At 64.7% G+C, this 21,357-nt stretch carries 11 protein-coding genes and 1 tRNA gene; 7 read left to right on the plus strand and 5 right to left on the minus strand.

What is annotated here, in order from left to right:
- Positions 1-25 precede the first annotated feature (25 nt).
- From hutU to LB545_RS19235, 5 genes are all read left to right on the plus strand, one after another.
- Positions 26-1,696 carry a urocanate hydratase gene (hutU, locus tag LB545_RS19215; RefSeq protein WP_140521725.1) on the plus strand — a complete coding sequence of 557 codons (1,671 nt, stop codon included), beginning with the start codon at positions 26-28 and terminating at the stop codon, positions 1,694-1,696.
- Between the two features lie 11 nt (positions 1,697-1,707).
- Positions 1,708-2,295, plus strand: a complete 588-nt coding sequence (locus LB545_RS19220; RefSeq protein ID WP_140557047.1) for a HutD family protein — start codon at positions 1,708-1,710, stop codon at positions 2,293-2,295.
- A gap of 267 nt (positions 2,296-2,562) precedes the next feature.
- On the plus strand, positions 2,563-11,139 hold the full coding sequence (locus tag LB545_RS19225; RefSeq protein WP_140673265.1) for a GH36-type glycosyl hydrolase domain-containing protein: 8,577 nt from the start codon (positions 2,563-2,565) through the stop codon (positions 11,137-11,139).
- Between the two features lie 354 nt (positions 11,140-11,493).
- The gene (locus tag LB545_RS19230; protein WP_140494133.1) at positions 11,494-13,266 is read left to right on the plus strand and encodes a glucan ABC transporter ATP-binding protein/ permease; all 1,773 of its coding nucleotides are present in this window, start codon (positions 11,494-11,496) and stop codon (positions 13,264-13,266) included.
- Between the two features lie 165 nt (positions 13,267-13,431).
- A complete protein-coding gene (locus LB545_RS19235; protein WP_140557043.1) occupies positions 13,432-14,196 on the plus strand; it encodes a heme ABC transporter permease in 765 nt (254 codons plus the stop codon).
- Positions 14,197-14,220: 24 nt separating this feature from the next.
- Here the strand turns inward: LB545_RS19235 and LB545_RS19240 are convergent, their stop codons facing one another.
- Positions 14,221-15,279 carry a D-TA family PLP-dependent enzyme gene (locus tag LB545_RS19240; RefSeq protein ID WP_181168505.1) on the minus strand — a complete coding sequence of 353 codons (1,059 nt, stop codon included), beginning with the start codon at positions 15,277-15,279 and terminating at the stop codon, positions 14,221-14,223.
- A 186-nt stretch (positions 15,280-15,465) separates the two neighbouring features.
- Between LB545_RS19240 and LB545_RS19245 the strand changes: the two genes are divergently transcribed.
- Positions 15,466-16,152 carry a D-lyxose/D-mannose family sugar isomerase gene (locus LB545_RS19245; RefSeq protein ID WP_140560557.1) on the plus strand — a complete coding sequence of 229 codons (687 nt, stop codon included), beginning with the start codon at positions 15,466-15,468 and terminating at the stop codon, positions 16,150-16,152.
- Between the two features lie 94 nt (positions 16,153-16,246).
- Here LB545_RS19245 and LB545_RS19250 read toward each other — a convergent pair whose 3' ends face one another.
- The 4 genes from LB545_RS19250 to LB545_RS19265 all read right to left on the minus strand — a co-directional run bounded on the left by LB545_RS19250 (position 16,247) and on the right by LB545_RS19265 (position 19,387).
- Entirely contained in the window at positions 16,247-17,251 is a 1,005-nt protein-coding gene (locus LB545_RS19250) for a L,D-transpeptidase (protein WP_140673368.1), read from the minus strand.
- Positions 17,252-17,601: 350 nt separating this feature from the next.
- Positions 17,602-18,096: a hypothetical protein gene (locus LB545_RS19255; protein WP_224705650.1), complete on the minus strand. Its 495-nt coding sequence runs from the start codon at positions 18,094-18,096 to the stop codon at positions 17,602-17,604.
- A gap of 148 nt (positions 18,097-18,244) precedes the next feature.
- Positions 18,245-18,318 (minus strand) — tRNA-Gln (locus LB545_RS19260).
- A 136-nt stretch (positions 18,319-18,454) separates the two neighbouring features.
- Positions 18,455-19,387, minus strand: coding sequence for a lysylphosphatidylglycerol synthase domain-containing protein (locus LB545_RS19265; protein WP_140583754.1), 933 nt, complete (start codon positions 19,385-19,387; stop codon positions 18,455-18,457).
- A gap of 427 nt (positions 19,388-19,814) precedes the next feature.
- On the opposite strand from LB545_RS19265, the gene LB545_RS19270 reads away from it, so the two are divergent.
- A complete protein-coding gene (locus LB545_RS19270; RefSeq protein ID WP_140494124.1) occupies positions 19,815-21,164 on the plus strand; it encodes a Ppx/GppA phosphatase family protein in 1,350 nt (449 codons plus the stop codon).
- The last annotated feature ends 193 nt before the right edge of the window (positions 21,165-21,357 follow it).

Genomic DNA, 21,357 nt, shown 5'->3' on the forward strand with positions numbered 1-21,357 from the left:
GCTCATCTGAAAGGGAAGTGACGACATGACCGATCCTCGCCACAACATCCGCGAAGTGCGCAGCCCCCGCGGCGACAAGCTCAACGCCAGGTATTGGACGACCGAAGCGCCGCTGCGCATGCTGATGAACAATCTCGATCCCGATGTCGCCGAAAATCCCAACGAACTGGTCGTCTATGGCGGCATCGGCCGGGCGGCGCGCACCTGGAACGATTTCGACCGCATCGCCGCTTCGCTGAAGACGCTTGGCGAGGACGAGACGCTGCTGGTGCAGTCCGGCAAGCCGGTCGGCGTCTTCCGCACCCATCCGGACGCGCCGCGCGTTTTGATCGCCAACTCCAATTTGGTGCCGCATTGGGCGACCTGGGAGAAATTCAACGAGCTCGATAGGAAAGGCCTGATGATGTACGGCCAGATGACGGCCGGCTCGTGGATCTATATCGGCACGCAAGGCATCGTGCAGGGCACCTACGAGACCTTCGTCGAAGCCGGACGCCAGCACTATGGCGGCGATCTCAGGGGCAAATGGATCCTGACTGGCGGCCTCGGCGGCATGGGGGGCGCCCAGCCTCTCGCGGCCGTCATGGCCGGCGCCTGCTGCCTGGCCGTCGAATGCGATCCCGACCGCATCGATTTCCGGCTGCGCACCCGCTATGTCGACGAGCGTGCCGATACGCTTGACGAGGCGCTGGAGAAGATCGCGCGCTGGACCAGGGCAGGCGAGGCGAAGTCGGTCGGCCTGGTCGGCAACACCGCCGATATCGTGCCCGAGCTGGTGCGGCGCGGCGTGCGCCCCGATATGGTCACCGACCAGACTTCGGCGCACGATCCGTTGAACGGCTATCTGCCCAAGGGCTGGACGCTGGCCGAGTGGCGCGAGAAGCGCACGTCCGACCCGAAAGCAGTCGAGAAAGCCGCCCGCGCCTCGATGCGCGAGCATGTCGAGGCGATGGTGGCCTTCTGGAACGCCGGCGTGCCGACGCTCGACTACGGCAACAACATCCGCCAGGTCGCCAAGGAAGAAGGCTTCGAGAACGCCTTTGCCTTCCCAGGCTTCGTGCCGGCCTATATCCGGCCGCTGTTCTGCCGCGGCATCGGCCCCTTCCGCTGGGCGGCCCTTTCCGGCGATCCGCAGGACATCTACAAGACCGACGCCAAGGTGCGCGAACTGACGCCCGGCAACACCCATTTGCACAACTGGCTGGACATGGCGCGCGAGCGCATCGCCTTCCAGGGCTTGCCGGCGCGCATCTGCTGGGTCGGCCTCGGCGACCGCCACCGGCTGGGCCTCGCCTTCAACGAGATGGTCGCCAAAGGCGAACTCAAGGCGCCTGTCGTCATCGGCCGCGACCATCTCGATTCCGGCTCGGTCGCCTCGCCGAACCGCGAGACAGAGGCGATGAAGGACGGCTCGGATGCGGTTTCCGACTGGCCGCTGCTCAACGCCTTGCTCAACACGGCATCGGGCGCTACCTGGGTGTCGCTGCACCATGGCGGCGGTGTCGGCATGGGCTTTTCCCAGCATGCAGGCATGGTCATCGTCGCGGACGGCACGCCTGAGGCAGCCAGGCGCCTGGAGCGGGTGCTGTGGAATGATCCGGCGACCGGCGTCATGAGGCACGCCGACGCCGGCTACGACATCGCCATCGATTGCGCCAGGGAGCATCAGCTCAATTTGCCCGGCATTCTGGGATAACAGGCCGACCGATGCGCGTCCTGCGGGCAGCCGAATACAAATCGATGCCGTGGAAGAACGGCGGCGGCGTGACGACGGAAATCGCCGTCTCGCCGGCCGATGCCGGGCTCGACACCTTCGATTGGCGTGTCTCGATGGCCCGCGTCGAAGGCAGCGGGCCGTTCTCCAGCTTTGCCGGCATTGACCGCACCCTGTCGGTATTGGAAGGCGAGGGGATCGTTCTTGATGTCGCCGGCCAGCCGCCGGCGCGCCTGACCGCCGCTTCAGCCCCGCTTTCCTTTCCGGCCGACCGGCCGACCAGTGCCGAACTGATCGCCGGCCCGATCACCGATCTCAACGTAATGACCCGTCGCGGCCGCATGAGGCATTCCGTCGAACGCCTCGTAATCTCGAACCCTTTGGAAATCGGAACTGAAAGCCGCGCGACCCTCGTCCTGTGTCTGGGTGGGGAGTTCGTGGTTGCCGCCGCTGAGCCTGTTCGCCTTGGCCACCTCGACGCGCTCCTGACTGCCTCAGCCACAACTGGCCTGCGCATCCAGCCGATCGACGACACGACAGTATTCGTGGTCCGGATCGATGGCATTCGAGCCAACGATTAACGCTTGTTTCCAAACATGATCGCGATGCCGGCGAAATATAGGGTAAGCTCCAGCCGGGATCACGAAAAAGCCTGAATCCTTTCCGTCGATCGGTCTCGGCGGGAGTGAGAGGCGTTCGTCTTTGAAACGGTCGAAAAGACGATGCCTTGTCGTGGTGCGGAAACAATTTTCGGCAAAAGCTGGGCATGCAACCAATTGCATTTGAATCGGTTTTAGGGCCATTGCCGTGGCGGTGACGCCGCTGAGTGCCCGCTTACGGAATTTTCAATGAATATTCAGACGAATCCAGCACAAATCGAAAAGACCAGCGCGAGCTTCCCGCCCATCACGGAAGAACCGATAAGATCCATTTTCCTGCCGGAGGAACGCCTTCGGCTGCTCGGTGAAAGCCTGGCCAAGGGCGATCTCGCGGATCTGTTCGGCCTGACGCCATTCGATTTCCAGGCCCGCATCCGCGACAGCGCCAAGAAGATCCTCGAAGTCTACCGTTCGACCAACGCCGCGCAGGCGAGGGGCGAGACCATCACGCCCGCGGCGCAATGGCTGCTCGACAACAACTATCTGGTCGAGGAAACCATTTTCCAGGTCAAGCGCGACCTGCCGCGCCGCTTCTATCGTCAACTGCCGACGCTGAAGCTGCCGGACGGCGGCGGCGTGCCGCGCGCGCTGGCGCTGGCCTGGACTTATGTGGCGCATTCCGACAGTTCCGTCTCCGCGACCATGTTCAAGGCCATCGTCCAGGGCTTCCAGTCGGTCGAGCCACTGAAGATCGGCGAACTCTGGGCGCTGCCGTCGCTGTTGCGCTTCGTTCTGATCGAAAATCTTCGCCGCCTTGCGGTCAGGGTCAACCGCACCCGGCAGATGCGCCAGATCGCCAATGATGTCGCCGACAAGGTGCTGGCGACCGACGATACCCGCGACCGGCAAGCGATCCTGGCCAATTTCAGCGCGCACGCCCAGGACACCACCTTTGCCACGCAACTGCTCTACCGCTTGCGCGACGGCTCGCAGAATGCAGGCAAGGCGCTGGAGTGGCTGGAAGGCGAACTCGAGAAGACCGGCTCGGACGCTGAGGAAATCATCATTTCCGAGCATCATACGCTGTCCAGCGGCAATGTGACGACCGGCAACATCATACGCGGCCTGCGTCTCATCAACGATATCGACTGGACGGTGTGGTTCGAGGGCGTCAGCCGTATCGACACGGTGCTGCGCGAGCGCACCGACTTCGCCGCGCTCGATTTCTTCTCGCGTGACCAGTACCGGACCGCGATCGAAGAGCTGGCCCGCCGCTCGAATCTGTCGGAATATCGCGTCGCCGAAAAGGCGATCGAACTGGCCGGCCAGATCACCAACGAAATTGCATCCGCCGCCGACGGCGCAGATGGCCTTGCGGCTCCTTTAGCGCACACGGATGTCGGTTTTTTCCTTGTCGGGCCACGCCGGCTGGAGCTGGAAAAGGCGATCGGCTACCGACCGACCGTCAGTCAGACCGTCAAGCGCACCTTTGCCAAGACCGGATGGCTGGGCATCGTCCTGCCGGTCTTTGCGCTGACCGTGCTGCTTCTGGTGGTTTCCGGCAATGCCCTTGCCAATCTCGGCCTGTCTGTGCCTTCGATCGTCTTGATGCTGGCGCTATTTGCCGTGCCGGCCAGCGAAGGCGCGCTCGCTTTCTTCAATACCGTTGTCTCGCTGTTCCTCAAGCCGACGCGCCTTATCGGCTATGACTACAGGCACGGCGTGCCGTCCGAGGCACGCACGCTGGTGGTGGTGCCGTCGCTGATCGGCTCGCGCGACGACGTCGAGGAAAACATCCGCAACATCGAAGTGCACTACCTCGCCAATCTGGCGGACGAGATCCACTTCGCCCTGCTGTCGGACTGGCCCGACAGCAAGACCGAGATCGACGCGGCCGACACCGAGATTCTCGAATTCGCCCGTGACGAGATCGCCCGCCTCAACGCCCGCTATCCCGCCGAAGGCGCGCCGCGCTTCTATCTCCTGCACCGGCGCCGGCTCTATAATGCCGCGCAGGGATGCTGGATGGGCTGGGAGCGCAAGCGCGGCAAGCTGCACGAGCTTGACCTGCTGCTGCGCGGCGACAGCGACACCACCTTCCTGCCGCTCGATGTGCCGCTGCCGGAAAAAGTCGTTCACGTAATGACGCTCGACGCCGACACGCGCACCACCCGCGATGCGGTCGCTACGCTTGTCGGCAAGCTCTGCCACCCGCTCAACCGCCCGCATTTCGATGCCACCAGGCGCGTCGTCACCTCGGGCTACACGATCCTGCAGCCACGCATCACCGCTTCGCTGACCAGTGGCGACGAGGCGTCGTTCTTCCAACGGGTCTTCTCGGCCAATCGCGGCCTCGATCCTTATGTCTTTGCGGTGTCCGACCTGTACCAGGACGTCTTCGGCGACGGTTCCTTCACCGGCAAGGGCCTCTACCACGTCGATGCCTTCGAGGCCGCGTTGCAGGGCCGCATCGAGGAAAACACCATCCTCAGCCACGATCTGCTCGAAGGCGCGCTGGCGCGTTCGGCGCTCGTCACCGACGTCGAATTGGTCGAGGATTACCCGACCCGCTATTCGGTCGATGCCTCGCGCCACCATCGCTGGGCGCGCGGCGATTGGCAGCTCCTGGGCTTCATCCTCGATCCGCGCTCCGGCGTCCCGGCACTGTCGCGCTGGAAGATGGTCGACAATCTGCGCCGCTCCCTGACGCCGATCTTCTGGGTGATGGCGGCGATCGCCGGCTGGACGCTGCTGCCCTTCACGCAGGCAGCACAATGGCAGGCATTGCTGATCCTCAGCCTGTTCATGGCGCCCACTTTCGACGTCGTCAACGCCATACTGCCCAAGAGCGGTGACCAGACGCCGCGCGGCCATTTCTCCGCACTGGCGCGCGACGTCGCCTTCGGCACCGCCATGGTGGCCTTGAAGATCGTGCTGATGGCGCATAACGCCTGGATGATGGGCGACGCCATCGTGCGCACGCTCTACCGGCTGTTCGTCTCCCGGCAGAACCTGCTGGAATGGCGCACCGCCTCGCAGGCGCACAAGGCCGGCGACAACGATCTCGGCTCCTACTACGGCATGATGTACGGCGCCGTGATCATCGGCTTCGTCGGCCTCGCCATTCCGGTGCTGGCCGATTCCACCGGCGCCTTCGTCGCCTTTTTCTTCGCTCTGTTCTGGATCGGCTCCCCGGCGATCGCCAGCTGGATCAGCCGTTCGGCCGAGACCGAGGACCGGCTGCGCATATCGCAGGCCGACATCCATGCGCTGCGCACGGTGGCGCGCCGCACCTGGCACTATTTCGAAACCTTCGTCACGGCCGAGCATCATCATCTGCCGCCGGACAATTTCCAGGAGAGCCCGGCGCCAGTGGTCGCGCCGCGCACCTCGCCGACCAACATCGGCGTCTATCTCCTGTCGGTCGTCTCGGCCCGCGATTTCGGTTGGATCAGCCTGTCCGATGCCATCACCCGCATCGATGCCACCATGACGACCATCGAGAGCATGCCGCGCAACCGCGGCCATCTCTTCAACTGGTACGACACCACCACACTGAAGCCGCTCTATCCGCTCTACATCTCGGCTGTCGACAGCGGCAATCTCGCCGGCCATCTGGTGGCGGTGGCGGCGGCCTGCGCCGAATGGGCCGAGGCGCCGTCCGTTCATCTCCAGGGCGATTTCGAGGGCATCCTCGACACAGTGACCATCCTCGGCGAGAGCCTGGATGAGCTGCCCGACGACCGCCGTCAGCTGCGTCCCTTGCGCCAGCGTCTGGCCGACCGCCTCGACGGCATGCGGCGCGCCGTCGACACCATCAAGGCGCAGCCGGAAATGGCCTCGATCCGCACCATCAATTTGGCTGTGCTGGCCGGCGAGATCCGCAAGCTCGCCACCGCCATCCACACCGAGGCGGCATCGCCACAGAGCGATGTCATCGTCGACTGGGCGGCCAGGCTCGAAGCCACCTGCGAGGCGCATGTCCACGACGCCCACAGCGACGACAACGCCGTAGAGGCGCTGCGTGCCAAGCTGCTCACCCTGCGCGAGCGCACGCGCCGCTTCGCCTTCGAGATGGAGTTCTCGTTCCTGATGCGGCCGGAGCGCAAGCTGCTGTCGATCGGCTACCGGGTCGAGGAGCACCAGCTCGACGAGAGCTGCTACGATCTTCTGGCCTCCGAGGCGCGGCTGACCAGCCTGTTCGCCATCGCAAAGGGCGACCTGCCGACTGAGCACTGGTTCCGGCTTGGCCGGCCGATCGTCGAGATCGGCTTCCAGGGCGCGCTGATGTCCTGGTCCGGCTCGATGTTCGAGTATCTGATGCCGCCGCTGGTGATGAAGGAACCGCAAGGTTCGATTCTCAACCAGACCAGCAAGCTGATCATCAAGCGCCAGATCCAGTATGGCCGTCAGAAGAATGTGCCCTGGGGCATTTCGGAAGCGGCCTACAATGCCCGCGACCGCGAGCTGACCTACCAGTACACCAATTTCGGCGTGCCCGGTCTCGGGCTGAAGCGCGGCCTTGGCCAGAACACGGTGATCGCGCCTTACGCCACCGTGCTGGCCGCGCAGTTCAACCCGCGCGAAGCGGTGCAGAACCTAGCGCGACTGCGGGAGCTCGGCGCGCTTGGCCGCCATGGTTACTACGACGCGGTCGATTTCACGCCGCAGCGCGTGCCGGAAGGCACCGATCACGTCGTCGTGCAGAACTACATGGCCCACCATTCCGGTATGTCGATCGCGGCGGTCGCCGATGCCATTTTCGAGGGTCGCCTGCGCGACCGTTTTCACAGCGATCCGGTCATCGAGTCGGCCGAACTTCTGCTCCAGGAGAGGGCGCCGCGCGACATCCCGACTGCGACCGTCAGAACCGAGGCGGACGAACGGGCGAAGGACGAGACCGAAACCGAGAGTCCCGACACCCGCATCGTGCTCGATCCTGTGCGGGCACTGCGTTCGACCAACGTGATGTCGAACGGCCGCTATTCGGTGATGGTCACCGCGACGGGCTCCGGCTACAGCCGGTGGGGCGATCTGTCCGTCACGCGCTGGCAGCCGGATCCGACCGAGGACCGGCTCGGCTCCTACATCTTCTTGCGCGACGCAGGCAGTGGCGACTGGTGGTCGGCGACGGCGGAGCCGAAGCGCGCGGCCGAGGAGCGCACCCAGACGCTGTTCTCCGACGACAAGGCGAGCTTCGTCAAACTGGTCGGCACGCTGCGCTCCGAGGTCGAATGCATCGTCATCTCGGAAGGCAATGGCGAAGGCCGCCGCGTGACGCTGTTCAACGAGGGACCGACCGACCGTCACATCGAAGTGACCTCCTTCGCCGAGCTGGTGCTGGGCCTGGAGGTATCCGACAATGCCCATCCCGCCTTCTCGAAAATGTTCGTGGAGACCGAAATTGCCCCCAATAATGGGGCGATCTTCGCCACGCGGCGCAAGCGCGAGACCAGCGAGCCAGACGTGACGATGGTGCATTTCGTCACCGACCCGTCCGGTCCGGCGCGCGACGCCGAAGCCGAGACCGACAGGCGCGCCTTCATCGGCCGCGGCCGCACCATCGTCGACGCTGCGGCGTTCGATCCAGGCGCTCGGCTTGGCGGCCATTCCGGCTTCACCCTCGATCCCGTCGCCTCGCTGCGCCGCCAGGTGCGCGTGCCCGCCAACAAGAAGATATCGCTGACCTTCTGGACCGTCGTCGGTTCCAACCGCGCGGAGCTGGAGGAGGCCATTGCCCGGCTCGACCACCCGGAGAGCTTTGCCCGACAGGCAATGCTTGCCTGGACGCGCAGCCAGGTGCAGACCCGGCATCTCGGCCTCAGCCTGGCCGACGCCGCCAACGTACAGAAGCTGGCGCGCTATCTGATCTATCCCGATCCATTCCTGCGCCTGCCGGCCGAATCCATCGCTTCGGGACTGGGCAAGCAGTCGAGCCTGTGGCCGACCAGCATCTCCGGCGATTTCCCGATCTTCCTGGTCAGGATCGGCGACGTCGCCGATCTCGAAATCGTCGCCCAGGCGCTCCGTTTCCAGGAGTACATGCGCACCCGTGGCATGATGATCGATTTCGTCGTCGTCAACGAACAGGCCTCCTCCTATGTGCAGGACCTGCAGCGAGCAGTCGAATCCCTGTGCGAGAACAGCCGCTTGCGCGGCAAGGAGCTCGGACCGCGCCAGCACATATTCGCCGTGCGCCGCGACCTGATGGACGAGACCACCTACAAGACGCTGCTTGCGGTTGCCCGCGTGGTTCTGCACACGCGCAACGGCACCATCTTCGATCAGATCGAGCGGGCCGAAGTGGCCGCCTTGCAGGCGCGCGATGCCCAGCAGCCGGCGGCATTGCCCGAATTGGGGTCTATGACGCATTCCTTTGGCTCGCAGGCCCTGGCGGCGGACGGGCACGGGCTCAGCCAATGGAACGGGTTCGGTGGTTTTGAGGGCGACGGGCGGCATTATGTCGTGCGCCTGGCCGGCCGCAGCACCACGCCCCAACCCTGGATCAATGTTATTTCCAACGCCTCGTTCGGCTTCCACGTCTCCGCCGAAGGCGCTGCCTTCACCTGGAGCCGCAACAGCCGCGATTACCAACTGACGCCGTGGTCGAACGATCCGGTTTCGAACCGGCCCGGTGAGGGCATCTATATCTATGATCACGCCAGTGGCCGGGCATTCTCGCCGCTCGCCGCCGTGGTGCGCGATCCGTCGATGACTTACGAGACGTGGCACGGCCAAGGGTTCTCCACCTTCCGGTCGAAGCGCGGCTCATTGTCGATGGACCTCACCCATGTCGTCGACCCGGTCGACCCGGTGAAGATTTCCCGCCTGCGCATCCAGAATGCCGGCCCGGCGCCGGCCAGGCTGCGCGTCTATGCCTATGCCGAATGGGTGCTGGGCGGACATCGCTCGCGCACGGCGGCGACCATCGTTCCGTCGCGCGATGCCGCCACCGGCGCCTTGCTGGCACAGAACCCCTACGGGCTCGATTTCGGGGAGCGCGTCGCCTTCCTCGCCGCCGATGACGGCGTGCATTCGGTGACAGCAGACCGGACTGAATTCCTGGGCCGGCACGGCACCAGCGAGTTTCCGCAGGCGGTGCTGAGCGGCGCGGGACTGTCAGGCCGCGTGGAGGCCGGCGACGATCCCTGCGCTGCAATCGCCCGCGACATCGATGTTCCGGCCGGCGGCGACGTCACGCTGTTCTGGCTGCTCGGGGACGCCGGCTCGGCCGCGGAAGCGAGCGCCCTGGTGCGCAAGCATCGGGGCAGGGATTTCGACCAGCGTCTGGCCGACAACGAGCGCGAGTGGCGCGGCTTCCTCGACACCATCCAGGTCGAAACGCCGGACAAGGCGCTCGACGCCATGGTCAACCACTGGCTGCCCTACCAGAGCCTCGCCTGCCGCATCCGCGCCCGCTCTGCCTTCTATCAGGCCAGTGGCGCCTTCGGCTTCCGCGACCAGTTGCAGGACACGCTGGCTCTGCTGGCGCACGATCCCAAACTGGCGCGAGACCAGATCCTCAACGCGGCGCGTCGGCAGTTCCCTGAAGGCGACGTGCAGCATTGGTGGCTGCCGCGCACCGGGGCGGGTGTGCGTACGCTGATCTCCGACGACGTGGTCTGGCTGGCCCATGCCACCGCGCGCTACCTGCTGGTGACGGGTGACGCCACCATCCTGAAGGAGCAGCTGCCCTTCATCGATGGACAGCCGCTCGGCGAGGGCGAGCACGATGCCTTCTTCACGCCCGAAATTTCGAAAAAGACGGCGTCCCTTTACGAGCATTGCGCGCGTGCGCTCGATCTTGCCATTGCGCGCAGCAGTCCCGCCGGGCTGCCGCTGATCCTCGGCGGCGACTGGAACGACGGCATGAACCGCGTCGGCGAGCAAGGCAAGGGCGAGAGCGTCTGGCTCGGATGGTTCCTGCTGCGGACGCTGGGCGACTTCGCCGCCGTGGCCAAGACCGAGGGTGATGCCAAGCACGCGCAGGCCTGGGCAAAGCATGCCGACGCGCTGAAACGCGCGCTGGAGAGCACGGCGTGGGACGGCGAATGGTATCGGCGCGGGAGTTTTGACGATGGCACGCCGCTCGGTTCGCGCTCATCCCAGGAGTGCAGGATCGACTCCATCGCCCAGTCCTGGAGCGTGCTCTCGGGCGAGGGCGATCCGGCGCGTTCGACGACGGCGATGCAGCAGGCGACCAAGCTGCTCGTCGACGACGAACTCAAGATCCTCAAGCTGTTCACGCCGCCCTTTTCGAAGACGAAAAAGGACCCGGGCTACATCAAGAGCTACCCGCCGGGCGTTCGCGAGAATGGCGGCCAGTATACTCATGCCGCCACTTGGTTCGTCATCGCGCTGGCCGAAATGGGGCTGAACGACGAAGCCTATCGCTGCTTCTCGATGCTGAACCCGGTCAACCACGCATTGGACGAGGCCTCGGCAGAGCGCTACCGCGTCGAGCCCTACGTGGTTGCGGCCGATATCTACGCCGGCGACGGCAATGCCAGCGACAACAAGGGCGGCCGCGGTGGCTGGACGTGGTACACGGGCTCGGCGGGCTGGCTGTACCGGGCGGCGGTCGAAGGCATTCTCGGCATCGAGCGGCGTGGAAAGCAGATCACGTTTAGGCCGAAACTGCCCAGCCATTGGGATGGCTACGCCGCCACGCTCAAAATGCTGGGGGCCGAAGTCACGGTGCGTGTCGTCCGCGACAAAAAGACCAAGTCGATCTCGCTTGAAGTTGATGGTTCGAAGACGAAATCCGCGTCTTTCCAACCGAAGGCTGGTAGCAAGGTCGAAGTTGTCGTGAAGATACCCTCGTAAAATCAACAGCTTCAACCCTGTCCCGCGCATCCTCCGGAATGCGCGGGATAGTCTTTTGTCTATTTGCAGATCTCCGCTTGGGCAGCCGGCGCACCCGGTCGGGCCATGCCGGGCAAGATCCCCGTGACTAAAAATGTGGCAGCGCTCAGCGGCTGCCATGATTTTGCCGCAAGGCTGACATTTCACCTTTTATCTCAACCCGTTAGGTGATCACGTGAGATTTCGCATCGTCGTCATCTTTTGTTCGCTAAACGGGAACGGAAGGGATAGACGGGCATTGTTTTGCGACGCGTTAACCGATACGTGTCAAGAAATGGTGCGGTGCACAATAAATGTTTTGGCGGAGTAGCTGAAGTGTCCCTTCTGCAAATCTACTGGCGAGCGCTCGGTTATTTGGCAGCTGACAGGAAACGCGTGGCGCTGATCTGCTCAGCCAATGTCGCGCTGGCCATCATCGCCATCCTGGAGCCGATCATGTTCGGTCGCGTGATCGACGCGATTTCCGCACACGGCTCCGTCTTTTCGACCCTCGCCCTCTGGGCCGGCCTGGGCGCCTTTAACATCATCGCGTTCGTTCTTGTGGCGCGCGGCGCCGACCGCTTCGCCCACGCCCGGCGCAGCGAAGTGCTCTGCGACTCCTTCGAGCGCGTCATCACCATGCCGCTCGCCTGGCATCATCAGCGCGGCACGTCCAATTCCCTGCACACGCTGCTGCGTGCCGTGGAGACCTTGTTTAGTCTCTGGCTCGAATTCATGCGCCAGCATCTGTCCACGGCCGTCGCGTTGTTCCTGCTGATCCCGACCGCGCTCAGCATGGACGTGCGCATGTCGATGGTGCTGCTGGCTCTCGGCGTGCTCTATGTCGGCATCGGCCGGCTGGTGATGAAGCGGACCAAGGCAGGCCAGGCCGCCGTGGAGCGCCACTATCACACCGTATTCGCCCATGTGACGGACTCGGTCAGCAACGTCGCCGTTTTGCAGAGCTACAACCGCCTCGGCCATGAGGCCGATACGCTGCGCCGCTACGTCAAGAACCTGCTCGATGCGCAGAACCCTGTGCTCGACTGGTGGGCCATGGCCAATGCGCTGCATCGCCTGTCGTCGACGATTTCGATGATGGTGGTGCTTTTGATCGGCGCCTATCTGGTCACCCACGGCCAGCTGCGCATCGGCGACGTCATCGCCTTCACCGGTTTTGCAACGCTGCTGATCGCACGTCTCGACCAGATGTCGGCATTCGCCAACCAGATTTCGGAAGCCCGCGCCAAGCTCGAGGATTTCTACCATCTCGAGGACTCGGCGGCCGACGCCGCCGAACCGGACGGGCTGCGCGATCTCACTAACGTCACCGGCCATGTCCGCTTCGAGAATGTCGGCTTCGAATTCGCCAATTCGGGGCAGGGCATCCACGACGTCTCCTTCGAGGTCCAGGCGGGCCAGACCGTAGCCATCGTTGGGCCGACCGGCGCCGGCAAGACCACGCTCATCAATCTGTTGCAGCGCGTCTTCTCGCCGTCCACCGGCCGTATCCTGATCGACGGCATCGACACCCGCACCGTGACCCGCAAGTCGCTGCGCCATTCGATCGCCACCGTGTTCCAGGATGCAGGCCTGCTCAACCGCTCGATCGAGGACAACATCCGCGTCGGCCGCTCCGATGCGACCAACGACGAGATCCATGCCGCCGCCAACGCGGCTGCCGCACAGGACTTCATCCTGGCCAAGAGCAATGGCTACGACACGGTGGTCGGCGAACGCGGCGGCCAGTTGTCTGGCGGCGAGCGCCAGCGCATCGCCATTGCCCGCGCCGTGTTGAAGGATGCTCCGATCCTGGTGCTGGATGAGGCGACCAGCGCCCTCGACGTCGAGACAGAAGACCGCGTCAAGGAAGCGATCGACGAATTGCGCCGCGACCGCACCACCTTCATCATCGCCCACCGCCTGACTACCGTCCGCGACGCCGATCTGGTCGTGTTCATGGACAAGGGCAGGGTGGTCGAAATGGGTGGCTTCGCCGAGCTGTCGCTGCGCAACGGCCGTTTCGCCAGCCTGCTGCGCGCCGGCGGCCTGCTCAACGACGAAGAGGTCCGCCGCCTCAGCCGCTCGATACAGGGCGAGGCCGCCTGAGCGGGTTCTTTTACCTCCCCCCGTGGGAGGTCGGACCGAAGGTCCGGTCGGGGAGCGCCGCCGTCCTCACCCCGCTGCTTCGCAGCAACCCCCCAAGGGGAGGTGACAAGGCCTGCGACACTCCCTCGATTGCCCCAGACGCATAGCCGGGCTATTTAAAGCGGCATGAGCGACAGCACTTCACGCCTGAGCGGCTGGACCGATCTTGCCAACCCGACACGGTTCGTGGCGCTTGCCGACCGGGTGGTGCCGTGGCTGGCGACGATTGCGGCGCTGACCCTTGCCGCCGGCCTCTATATGAGCTTCACCGCGCCCGAGGACTTCCAGCAAGGCATCACCGTCCGCATCATGTACATCCATGTGCCTTTCGCCTGGTTGGCCATGATGTGCTACACGCTGATGGCGCTCTCGGCGCTCGGCACATTGGTCTGGCGCCACCCGCTGGCCGATGTCGCACTGAAATCGGCGGCCCCCATAGGTGCCGTCTTCACCGCCCTGGCGCTGATCACCGGTTCGATCTGGGGCAAGCCGATGTGGGGCACCTGGTGGGTATGGGACGCGCGGCTGACTTCGGTTTTCGTGCTGTTCCTGATGTATCTCGGCATCATCGCGCTGACCCGCGCGCTCGATGATGCCGGCCGCGCCGCCTGGGCCGCCGCCATCATCACGCTGGTCGGCTTCATCAACATCCCGATCATAAAATTCTCGGTCGATTGGTGGAACACGCTGCATCAGCCGGCCTCGGTGTTCCGCATGGGCGGATCGACCATCGACCCCTCGATGCTCTGGCCGCTGCTGGTGATGGCCATCGGCTTCACGGTGCTGTTCTTCGCGCTGCACCTGATGGCGATGCGTACCGAAATCCACCGGCGGCGGGTGATTGCGATGCGCAGGGTCGCGGCCCGGCAGGCTGAGCGTCAGCCGGCTTGAATCACCCGCGCCTGGCCAAAGAAGTCATCCCATCCGCCCACGTGCGGCCACCGGCAGGGTTTCCAGCACCGTCTCGCCGTCGATCAAATTGACCTCATTGAACAGGTTGGTGACGACGCAGCAATGGTCGGGCACCACGCGCACGCGCTCGCCGATGCGAAGCTTGCCATCGCCTGAGAGCGTGACCGTGCCGTGTTCCTCGCTCAGGCCCGTCACCCGCGCTCCCGCAACGCCGAGCAGCTCGCCGAAATCGGCGAGCCCCAGCGTATCGCTCGACAGCGCCTTGCTGCCGGCGTCGAGGATGGCACGCGTCCGCGTCGGATGGCTGACCACGGTCGACAGCACGCTCAGCGCGCAATCGTCGAGGCTGCCGACGCCCTTGGCGACCTGGTAGCGGTCGAGATAGATGTAGGTGCCGGGGCGGTATTCCGTGACGACGCTGTCTTCGCCCGAGCGCCACATGTCGGGCGTGCCGCCGCTGGAGATGCGCGCGCAGGCGAGACCGCAGGCGGCCAGCGCCTGCCTGGCGCCGGCGAGCCAGGCCTCGGCCTCCCCCGCACGGCCCGCGGCCGGATAGGTCATCAACCCGCCGAAGGCGAGGCCCTTTGCCGTCTCGATCTGTCTTGCCAGGCCAACCGCTTCACCGGCCGTCTGCACGCCGCAGCGCCCCATGCCAGTGTCGCATTCGACCAGCACCGGCAGGGGATGGCCGGCATCGGTGAAGGTGGCGGCCAAGCCTTCGATCGTCTCCACGCTGTCCGCCGTCACCGATAGGGTAACGCGCCCATGCAGCGCCTTCAGCCGCTCCAGCTTGGCCCGGCCAAGGATGTTGTAGGGGAGAAAAATGTCGGTCAGCCCGGCATCGGCCATCACCTCGGCCTCGCCGATCTTCTGGCAGGTGATGCCGACCGCGCCCGCCGCCACCTGCTTCTTCGCCCAATAGGGCAGCTTATGCGTCTTGATGTGGGGCCTGAGCTTCAACCCGTGACGGTCGGCATGCGCCTGCGCGCGGGCAATATTGGCTTCGGCGCGCGCGGCGTCGATCAGGATCGATGGCGTATCGAGGTCGTGAATGGTCGGCATCATCTGTCACCCTGTGGAATCCGCAGGGGTTATGGCCCTGAAAGTGCCTTGTGTCACCCGGCCAGCCGAGCGGATCCGTGATTCCATGCGGCCACGCCGCAAGCCGGGATCGGGCAATACGGATCGACACCGCATCGGCGTTCGGCTATGCGATTTGTCGGAAAAGTCGACACGAGGACCACGATCATGAAACGCTCCGCCATCAACGACATCATCCGCGAAGCCGACGCTTTCATCCGCTCGTTCGGTTACATCATGCCGCCCTTCGCCTATTGGTCGCCGGAAGAGATGAAGGCGCGCCAGGTCGATTCCTCTGCGATCTTCACCTCACGGCTCGGCTGGGACATCACCGACTACGGCCAGGAAAAGTTCAAGGAGCTCGGCCTGTTCCTGTTCACCGTGCGCAACGGCCGCTACGAGGACATGAAGAAGGGCATGGGCATGCTCTATGCCGAGAAGATCATGATCTCGCGCAAGGACCAGTTGTCGCCGATGCACCGCCACAACATCAAGGCCGAGGACATCATCAACCGTGGCGGCGGCAAGCTGGTGCTGGAACTGTTCATGCACGATCGCGACGGCGGCATCGATCCCAAGGCCGAGGTGTCGGTGCCTGTCGACGGCACCATCCACCGGTTGCCGGCGGGCGGGCTGCTGAAGCTCGATCCGGGCCAGAGCGTCACGCTGCTGCCCGGCGTCTGGCATGCCTTCTGGGCCGAAGGCAAGGACGTACTGATCGGCGAGGTGTCGACCGTCAATGACGATCTCACCGACAATGTGTTTCGCGAGCCGATCGGTCGCTTCTCCAACATCGACGAGGACGTCGCCCCGCTGCACCTGCTGGTGTCCGACTATGAGAAGTGGCTGGGGTAACTTCGCAGTAAACTGAGGCGCCGGCCGGCTAACGGCCAAGGCCGGCAGCGCCTCAATGGCAGCAGCCAAGTGAAAGTGAGTCCCCCGGTTGCCTCTACGGCGATCCCTGGTCGATTGATCCCACCGCTTCGCCGGTGAAGATGACCTTCGTGCCCTCGTGCACTTCGGAGGCGAGATCTTCGGCGTCCCAATTGGTCAGCCTGATGCAGCCATGCGAGAAGGTTTTCCCGATCTTGCTCGGGTCCGGAGTCCCGTGAATGCCGTAACTTTCGATGGACAAATCAATCCACACCGATCCCACCGGATTGTTTGGCCCGGCGGCGATCGTGAAGGGGCGCTTGGTCCTGACCCCCTTGAAGGCGAAGTCGGGATCGTAGTGATAGGTCGGGTTGTGCACCACGCGTTTGACCTCTGCCTGGCCGCTCGGCGCCGGCTTCTCCTGGCTGCCGATCGAGGCGGGGTACACCGCAAGCACTTTGCCGGACGGGTCGAGCACGCGAAGCTGGCGCGCGCCCTTGTCGACCTCGACCTCAGCAACACCCGCGGGCGGATCGCCTCGGGTGACGGCAGGCACCAGCACCTTTTGCCCGGCCTTCCTGAAGCCGACGCCAGGGTTGAGCCGTTGAAGCAACTGTTGGCTGACGTGGAAGCGCTCCGCTATTTTTTCCGCCGCGTTGTGGTAGCCGAGCCTGCGCAGGCGGGCCATTTTCTCCATGCGCGCCGGAATTCGCCTGGTAAACGGTCCGCGCACATCCTTGCGCGTCAGCTCGTACGTCTCGAGCGCCGGGCTCGGGGAGGTCGCGACCAGCTTGTCCCAGGTCTGGCGGGTGAGCTTACCATCGGCGGGCAGCCCGTTGGCCGCCTGAAACGCCCGGACCGCCTTGGCGAAGTTCTCTGCTGCGCGGCCGTCGATCAGGCCCGGCGAGAAGCGCGCGCGATCCAGAAGGATCTGTGCCTTCAGCACGGTCGCACTGACGCCTTTTGCTTCGCTGTCGTCGAATTGCGCGTTGTTGACGGCTGCGACGTCCAGCTTTGCCGCCGCCGATACGTCACATGCCATGGCGAGCACGACAGCCGCGACGAGAAGGAGCCTGGTCATCGACGTCACACTCCTGCATGAGCACCTGCTTCTATGACGTTGCAGGGCCGATCTGGTTCCATTCCCCCCTGCATTTGAGCCGCGATCACCGACCGCCAGTATGAGGAATACGGATCGGGACGTCCGGCGGTCGCGCGGATGCATGTGATGATAGACTTAACGGCAAGAACTCGGCGCCGGCTGCACGCTCGTCCTGCACAGGCATGACGAGCTGATTGGTACATCCGTCTTGGCCAACCTTGCTTGCAGCGCCGGCAACGCCTCGCTTCGCCGCGCCGTGTCAGGCATTCCACCAGCCCGTGCAGCGCCTATGGCAACGCCGGGCTCACCCGCACCGGTGTCGAACGCCATTAACTGCCAGACCTGCCCTTGTTTTGTTTGCGGGCATAGACGACGCATGCGTCGACGGCGCTGACACACAGCCCATCGCGGCGGTTTGGAAGGTTGTTGTCGCCCGCATAGGCGACCTCAGCCACACGGCCATCGACGATGCGAACCTGTGTGTTGCAATAACCTCCCGGAGCGACATTCAACGACCCGCCGACGGAAGGGATGGGGCCCACCGCGAAGGTAGGAAGCACGACATTGACATTGCCCCGCTGCACCGCACGCTCGTAGCTCCAGATTTGCCCCGATGCTCCTTCGTCGGCGGTGGCGGTGGGGAACCCCGCGCACATTCGCAGGTCCGCTTCGCTGAGGCCGACCATTCCCTTTTGGGCGGCAGCCGTTGTGGGATCCTCTTTCGCAAGCTTGGACGTATCGTCGGGAACGACGCAGGACCAGAGCGCGCCCGTGCCGGTGAGAAGAAACAGGATAGCCGGTAGTCGAATCCCGCGAGACGCCAAAACCGCTCTCCGATCTGCTGGATTGTTCGCCCGCCCTTTACCGAGGTAAGAGGCCGTCCCGATATTTCAACCCGCGATCGGGCTGCCTGTTCGATCGCGAGACGGCGGATCAGGCTGGTTGGTCTGGTGCGGACGATGGGAGTGAAGCTGGCTGGGGAACCTGGATTCGAACCAGGACTAACGGAGTCAGAGTCCGTGGGTCTACCGTTAACCTATTCCCCAGCAGGCGTGACTATCACGACAAACGTGAAAACCGCGCGGGCCGAGCGGCTGAGCCGCTTGAGCGCTGCCTTGTAGCCGCCAGCAGAAAATAGTCAAGCCTGCCGGTGTTTCAATTGTGATGTTTCGGCGCGGCGCCTCAGCTCCCTGTCCGCCCGAACTGCGAGCGCTCGAAGTAGAGCACGATGCCCAGGCCCAGAAACAGCGGGACGATGAGATAAAACAGCCGGAATACCAGCAGGGCCGCTAGCACGCCCACGGGGTCCATGTCGGAGAGCCCGGCCAGGAACACCACCTCGAACACGCCCAGCCCACCCGGCGCGTGCGAGATCTGCGCGATCGAGAAGGAGACGAGGAACACGCCGAGCACCACGAAATAGCCGGGGTTATGGGGCCCGGGTAGGGCAAAGAAGATGATCGCGGCCGCCGCCAGGAGTTCGATCGGGCCGATCAGCAATTGCCGCGCCACGATCGGCAGGGCCGGATAGTGAATCTGAAAGCTGCCGATCTTCAGCGGCCGCAGATGCAGCCAGCTGCCGAAGATGTAGGCGGCGACGACGGCAAGCATGACGATGCCCGCAGCCCGCGACAGGCCGTGATGGGCAATGCCGGAGAAGCGGTCGATGATCTGCGGTTCGAGCACCAGAACGAGGCCGGAGGCAAGTACCGTCGACAGCACGAAGGTAATCCAGCAGATCGCCACCAGCACGCCGACGTCCTGTCCGCTCAATCCCCTCGTGCCATAGGCGCGATAACGGATGACGGCGCCCGAAAACACCGAGCCGCCGATATTGTGCGACAGCGCGTAGGTGGTGAAGGAGCACAGCGTGACGAACAGCCACGACACGCGTTTGCCGATATGCAGGAGCGCGATGTGGTCGTAGCCGGCGAGCGAGGCATAGGCGACAACCGAGCTCAGCCCCGCGAGGATCCAGCCGCGCGCCGGGATCGCCGCAATGCCGTCCCAGACATCATCCAGCGAAATGCCGCGCAATTCGTGCCAGAGCAGCAGGAGCGAGAAAATCACCGCCCCGATGCCGACGACCGGCCAGAAATAGCGTCTCCAGTTCATTGCCTGACTGCCATGCGTTGCGGGCCCGTTGTCTTCGCTGTCATTGCGGGAAAGCGGTCGGCGATTCCGATCGCTTTGCCCCCTCTATTTCAGAGATGCCTCATCGAAGCCGGCTATTCAACCGCCGGCCCTTGCCGCCATGGCAAGCCGCAATCGTTATCGTCGTCGAGAGGCGGAAAATCGACAGCCGAGCGGGAATATCGGCCCGGCCATGCGACCGTCCCCACACGCATTTGTGCTGAAAGTCGCTGTTTACCCCCACTTTGCGTAAGACGCGGCAGCGGGCGGTTTGCGGACAGCCCGGCAAAATTCGTGCCACGCGGCACTTGGTGATCCGGGCCGGCGCTGTTAGTCTGGCGGCAACTTGAAACAAAGAAGCGCCTGCTGCGTCCGTTCGCCGGTTCGCGCGGCGCCGGAAGGAACGACAGTGGAAGACCGCGACACCGGCGCCGGCGCGCCGGAGGTGGGCGCGTCCAGCGCTTCCCCGGGGCCGGCAGGCCCGGGGACCGCCAAATGGCAGCAACGCCGCCCGACGGAGCCACGCTCCGCCGACGGGCAGGCGAGCGACGCGAACCACCATCAAAAGGGCAAGGCCAAGAAAAGGCGCAAACGCCGGCGCGGGCGCAAGGTTTTTGCGCGCGACGATATCCGTCCCGCGGCGAACGGGGCGCCGACGGCACGCGCCGCCGCGGCTGGCGCGGCGCTTGCAGGCATAGCCACACCGCCCATCGCGGTGGCTCGGCCCGAATCGGGGGCTCATCGGCCGCCGATGCCAGAATTGCCGGTCTTCGCCGCGCTCGATCTCGGCACCAACAATTGCCGGCTGCTGGTCGCCGTGCCGGCGCGTCATGGCCAGTTTCGTGTCATCGACGCCTTTTCGCGCATCGTGCGACTGGGCGAGGGGCTCACGGCCAGCGGCCGCCTCGGCCAACCGGCGATGGACCGCGCGGTCGAGGCCCTGAAGGTCTGCGGCGAGAAACTGCGCAACCGCAAGATCAGGAAGGCGCGGCTGATCGCCACCGAGGCCTGCCGCTCGGCGGCGAACGGCGTCGAGTTCCTGGAGCGCGTCGAGCGCGAGGCTGGCCTCAAGCTCGAAATCATCGACCGACAGACCGAAGCGCGGCTGGCGGTGTCCGGCTGCGGTTCGCTGGTCGAGCGCGACACGCAGGGCGTCGTGCTGTTCGACATCGGCGGCGGCTCCTCCGAAATCGCGCTGATCGATCTCACCGGCCGCCGCTCGCCGCGACTCGCCAACCATATCGTGTCGTGGACGTCGCTGCCGGTCGGCGTCGTCTCGCTGGCCGAGCGTTTCGGCGGCCGCACGGTGACGCGCGAGATTTTTGGCGCCATGGTCGACGACGTCGCCGCCCGGCTCGCCGCCTTCGATGGCCGCGATCGGCTTAGCCACCTCAAGGCCAGCCCGAAATTTCATCTGCTGGGCACTTCCGGAACGGTGACGACGCTGGCTGGCGTCCATCTCGATCTCGAGCGCTACGACCGCCGCCGCGTCGACGGCCTGTGGATGGACAGGGACAGCGTCGACCGCATGGTCGAAAAGCTGGTCGGCTGGGATTTCCAGCAGCGTGTCGCCAATCCCTGCATCGGCGCGGACCGCGCCGACCTGGTGCTGGCCGGCTGCGCCATTCTGGAAGCGATCCGCGCCGTGTGGCCGTCGGAGCGGCTGCGCGTTGCCGACCGTGGCTTGCGCGAGGGCATATTGAGCGAGCTGATGGCCGATGACGGCGTCTGGCGCAACGATGGGCGCGGCAGAACATGATCCCGAACCGCAGGACCGCGTCAGCGAAAAGTGGCGACCGGTTTTCGCGGACAAACGGTTCCGTTTGTCCAGAAGTCACGCTCGGGCAAGCTGGCGCAAGCGTTGCTCCGGTGAGCAGTCGACCCCCACTCCGTCGAGCTTACCTCGCCACCACTCCCCCCCGCGCCGGGGGAGAGGATTGGCGCGCGCGAGC

The sequence above is a fragment of the Mesorhizobium sp. BR1-1-6 genome (assembly GCF_020165355.1).
In the GTDB taxonomy this organism is placed as follows: domain Bacteria; phylum Pseudomonadota; class Alphaproteobacteria; order Rhizobiales; family Rhizobiaceae; genus Mesorhizobium.

Bases quoted from the DNA above. Each gene is read 5' to 3' on its own strand.
- LB545_RS19225 (WP_140673265.1), top strand. From the start codon at position 2,563: ATGAATATTCAGACGAATCCAGCACAAATCGAAAAGACCAGCGCGAGC.
- LB545_RS19240 (WP_181168505.1), bottom strand. From the start codon at position 15,279: ATGCCGACCATTCACGACCTCGATACGCCATCGATCCTGATCGACGCC.
- LB545_RS19250 (WP_140673368.1), bottom strand. From the start codon at position 17,251: ATGACCAGGCTCCTTCTCGTCGCGGCTGTCGTGCTCGCCATGGCATGT.
- LB545_RS19265 (WP_140583754.1), bottom strand. From the start codon at position 19,387: ATGAACTGGAGACGCTATTTCTGGCCGGTCGTCGGCATCGGGGCGGTG.
- LB545_RS19245 (WP_140560557.1), top strand. From the start codon at position 15,466: ATGAAACGCTCCGCCATCAACGACATCATCCGCGAAGCCGACGCTTTC.
- hutU (WP_140521725.1), top strand. From the start codon at position 26: ATGACCGATCCTCGCCACAACATCCGCGAAGTGCGCAGCCCCCGCGGC.
- LB545_RS19220 (WP_140557047.1), top strand. From the start codon at position 1,708: ATGCGCGTCCTGCGGGCAGCCGAATACAAATCGATGCCGTGGAAGAAC.
- LB545_RS19235 (WP_140557043.1), top strand. From the start codon at position 13,432: ATGAGCGACAGCACTTCACGCCTGAGCGGCTGGACCGATCTTGCCAAC.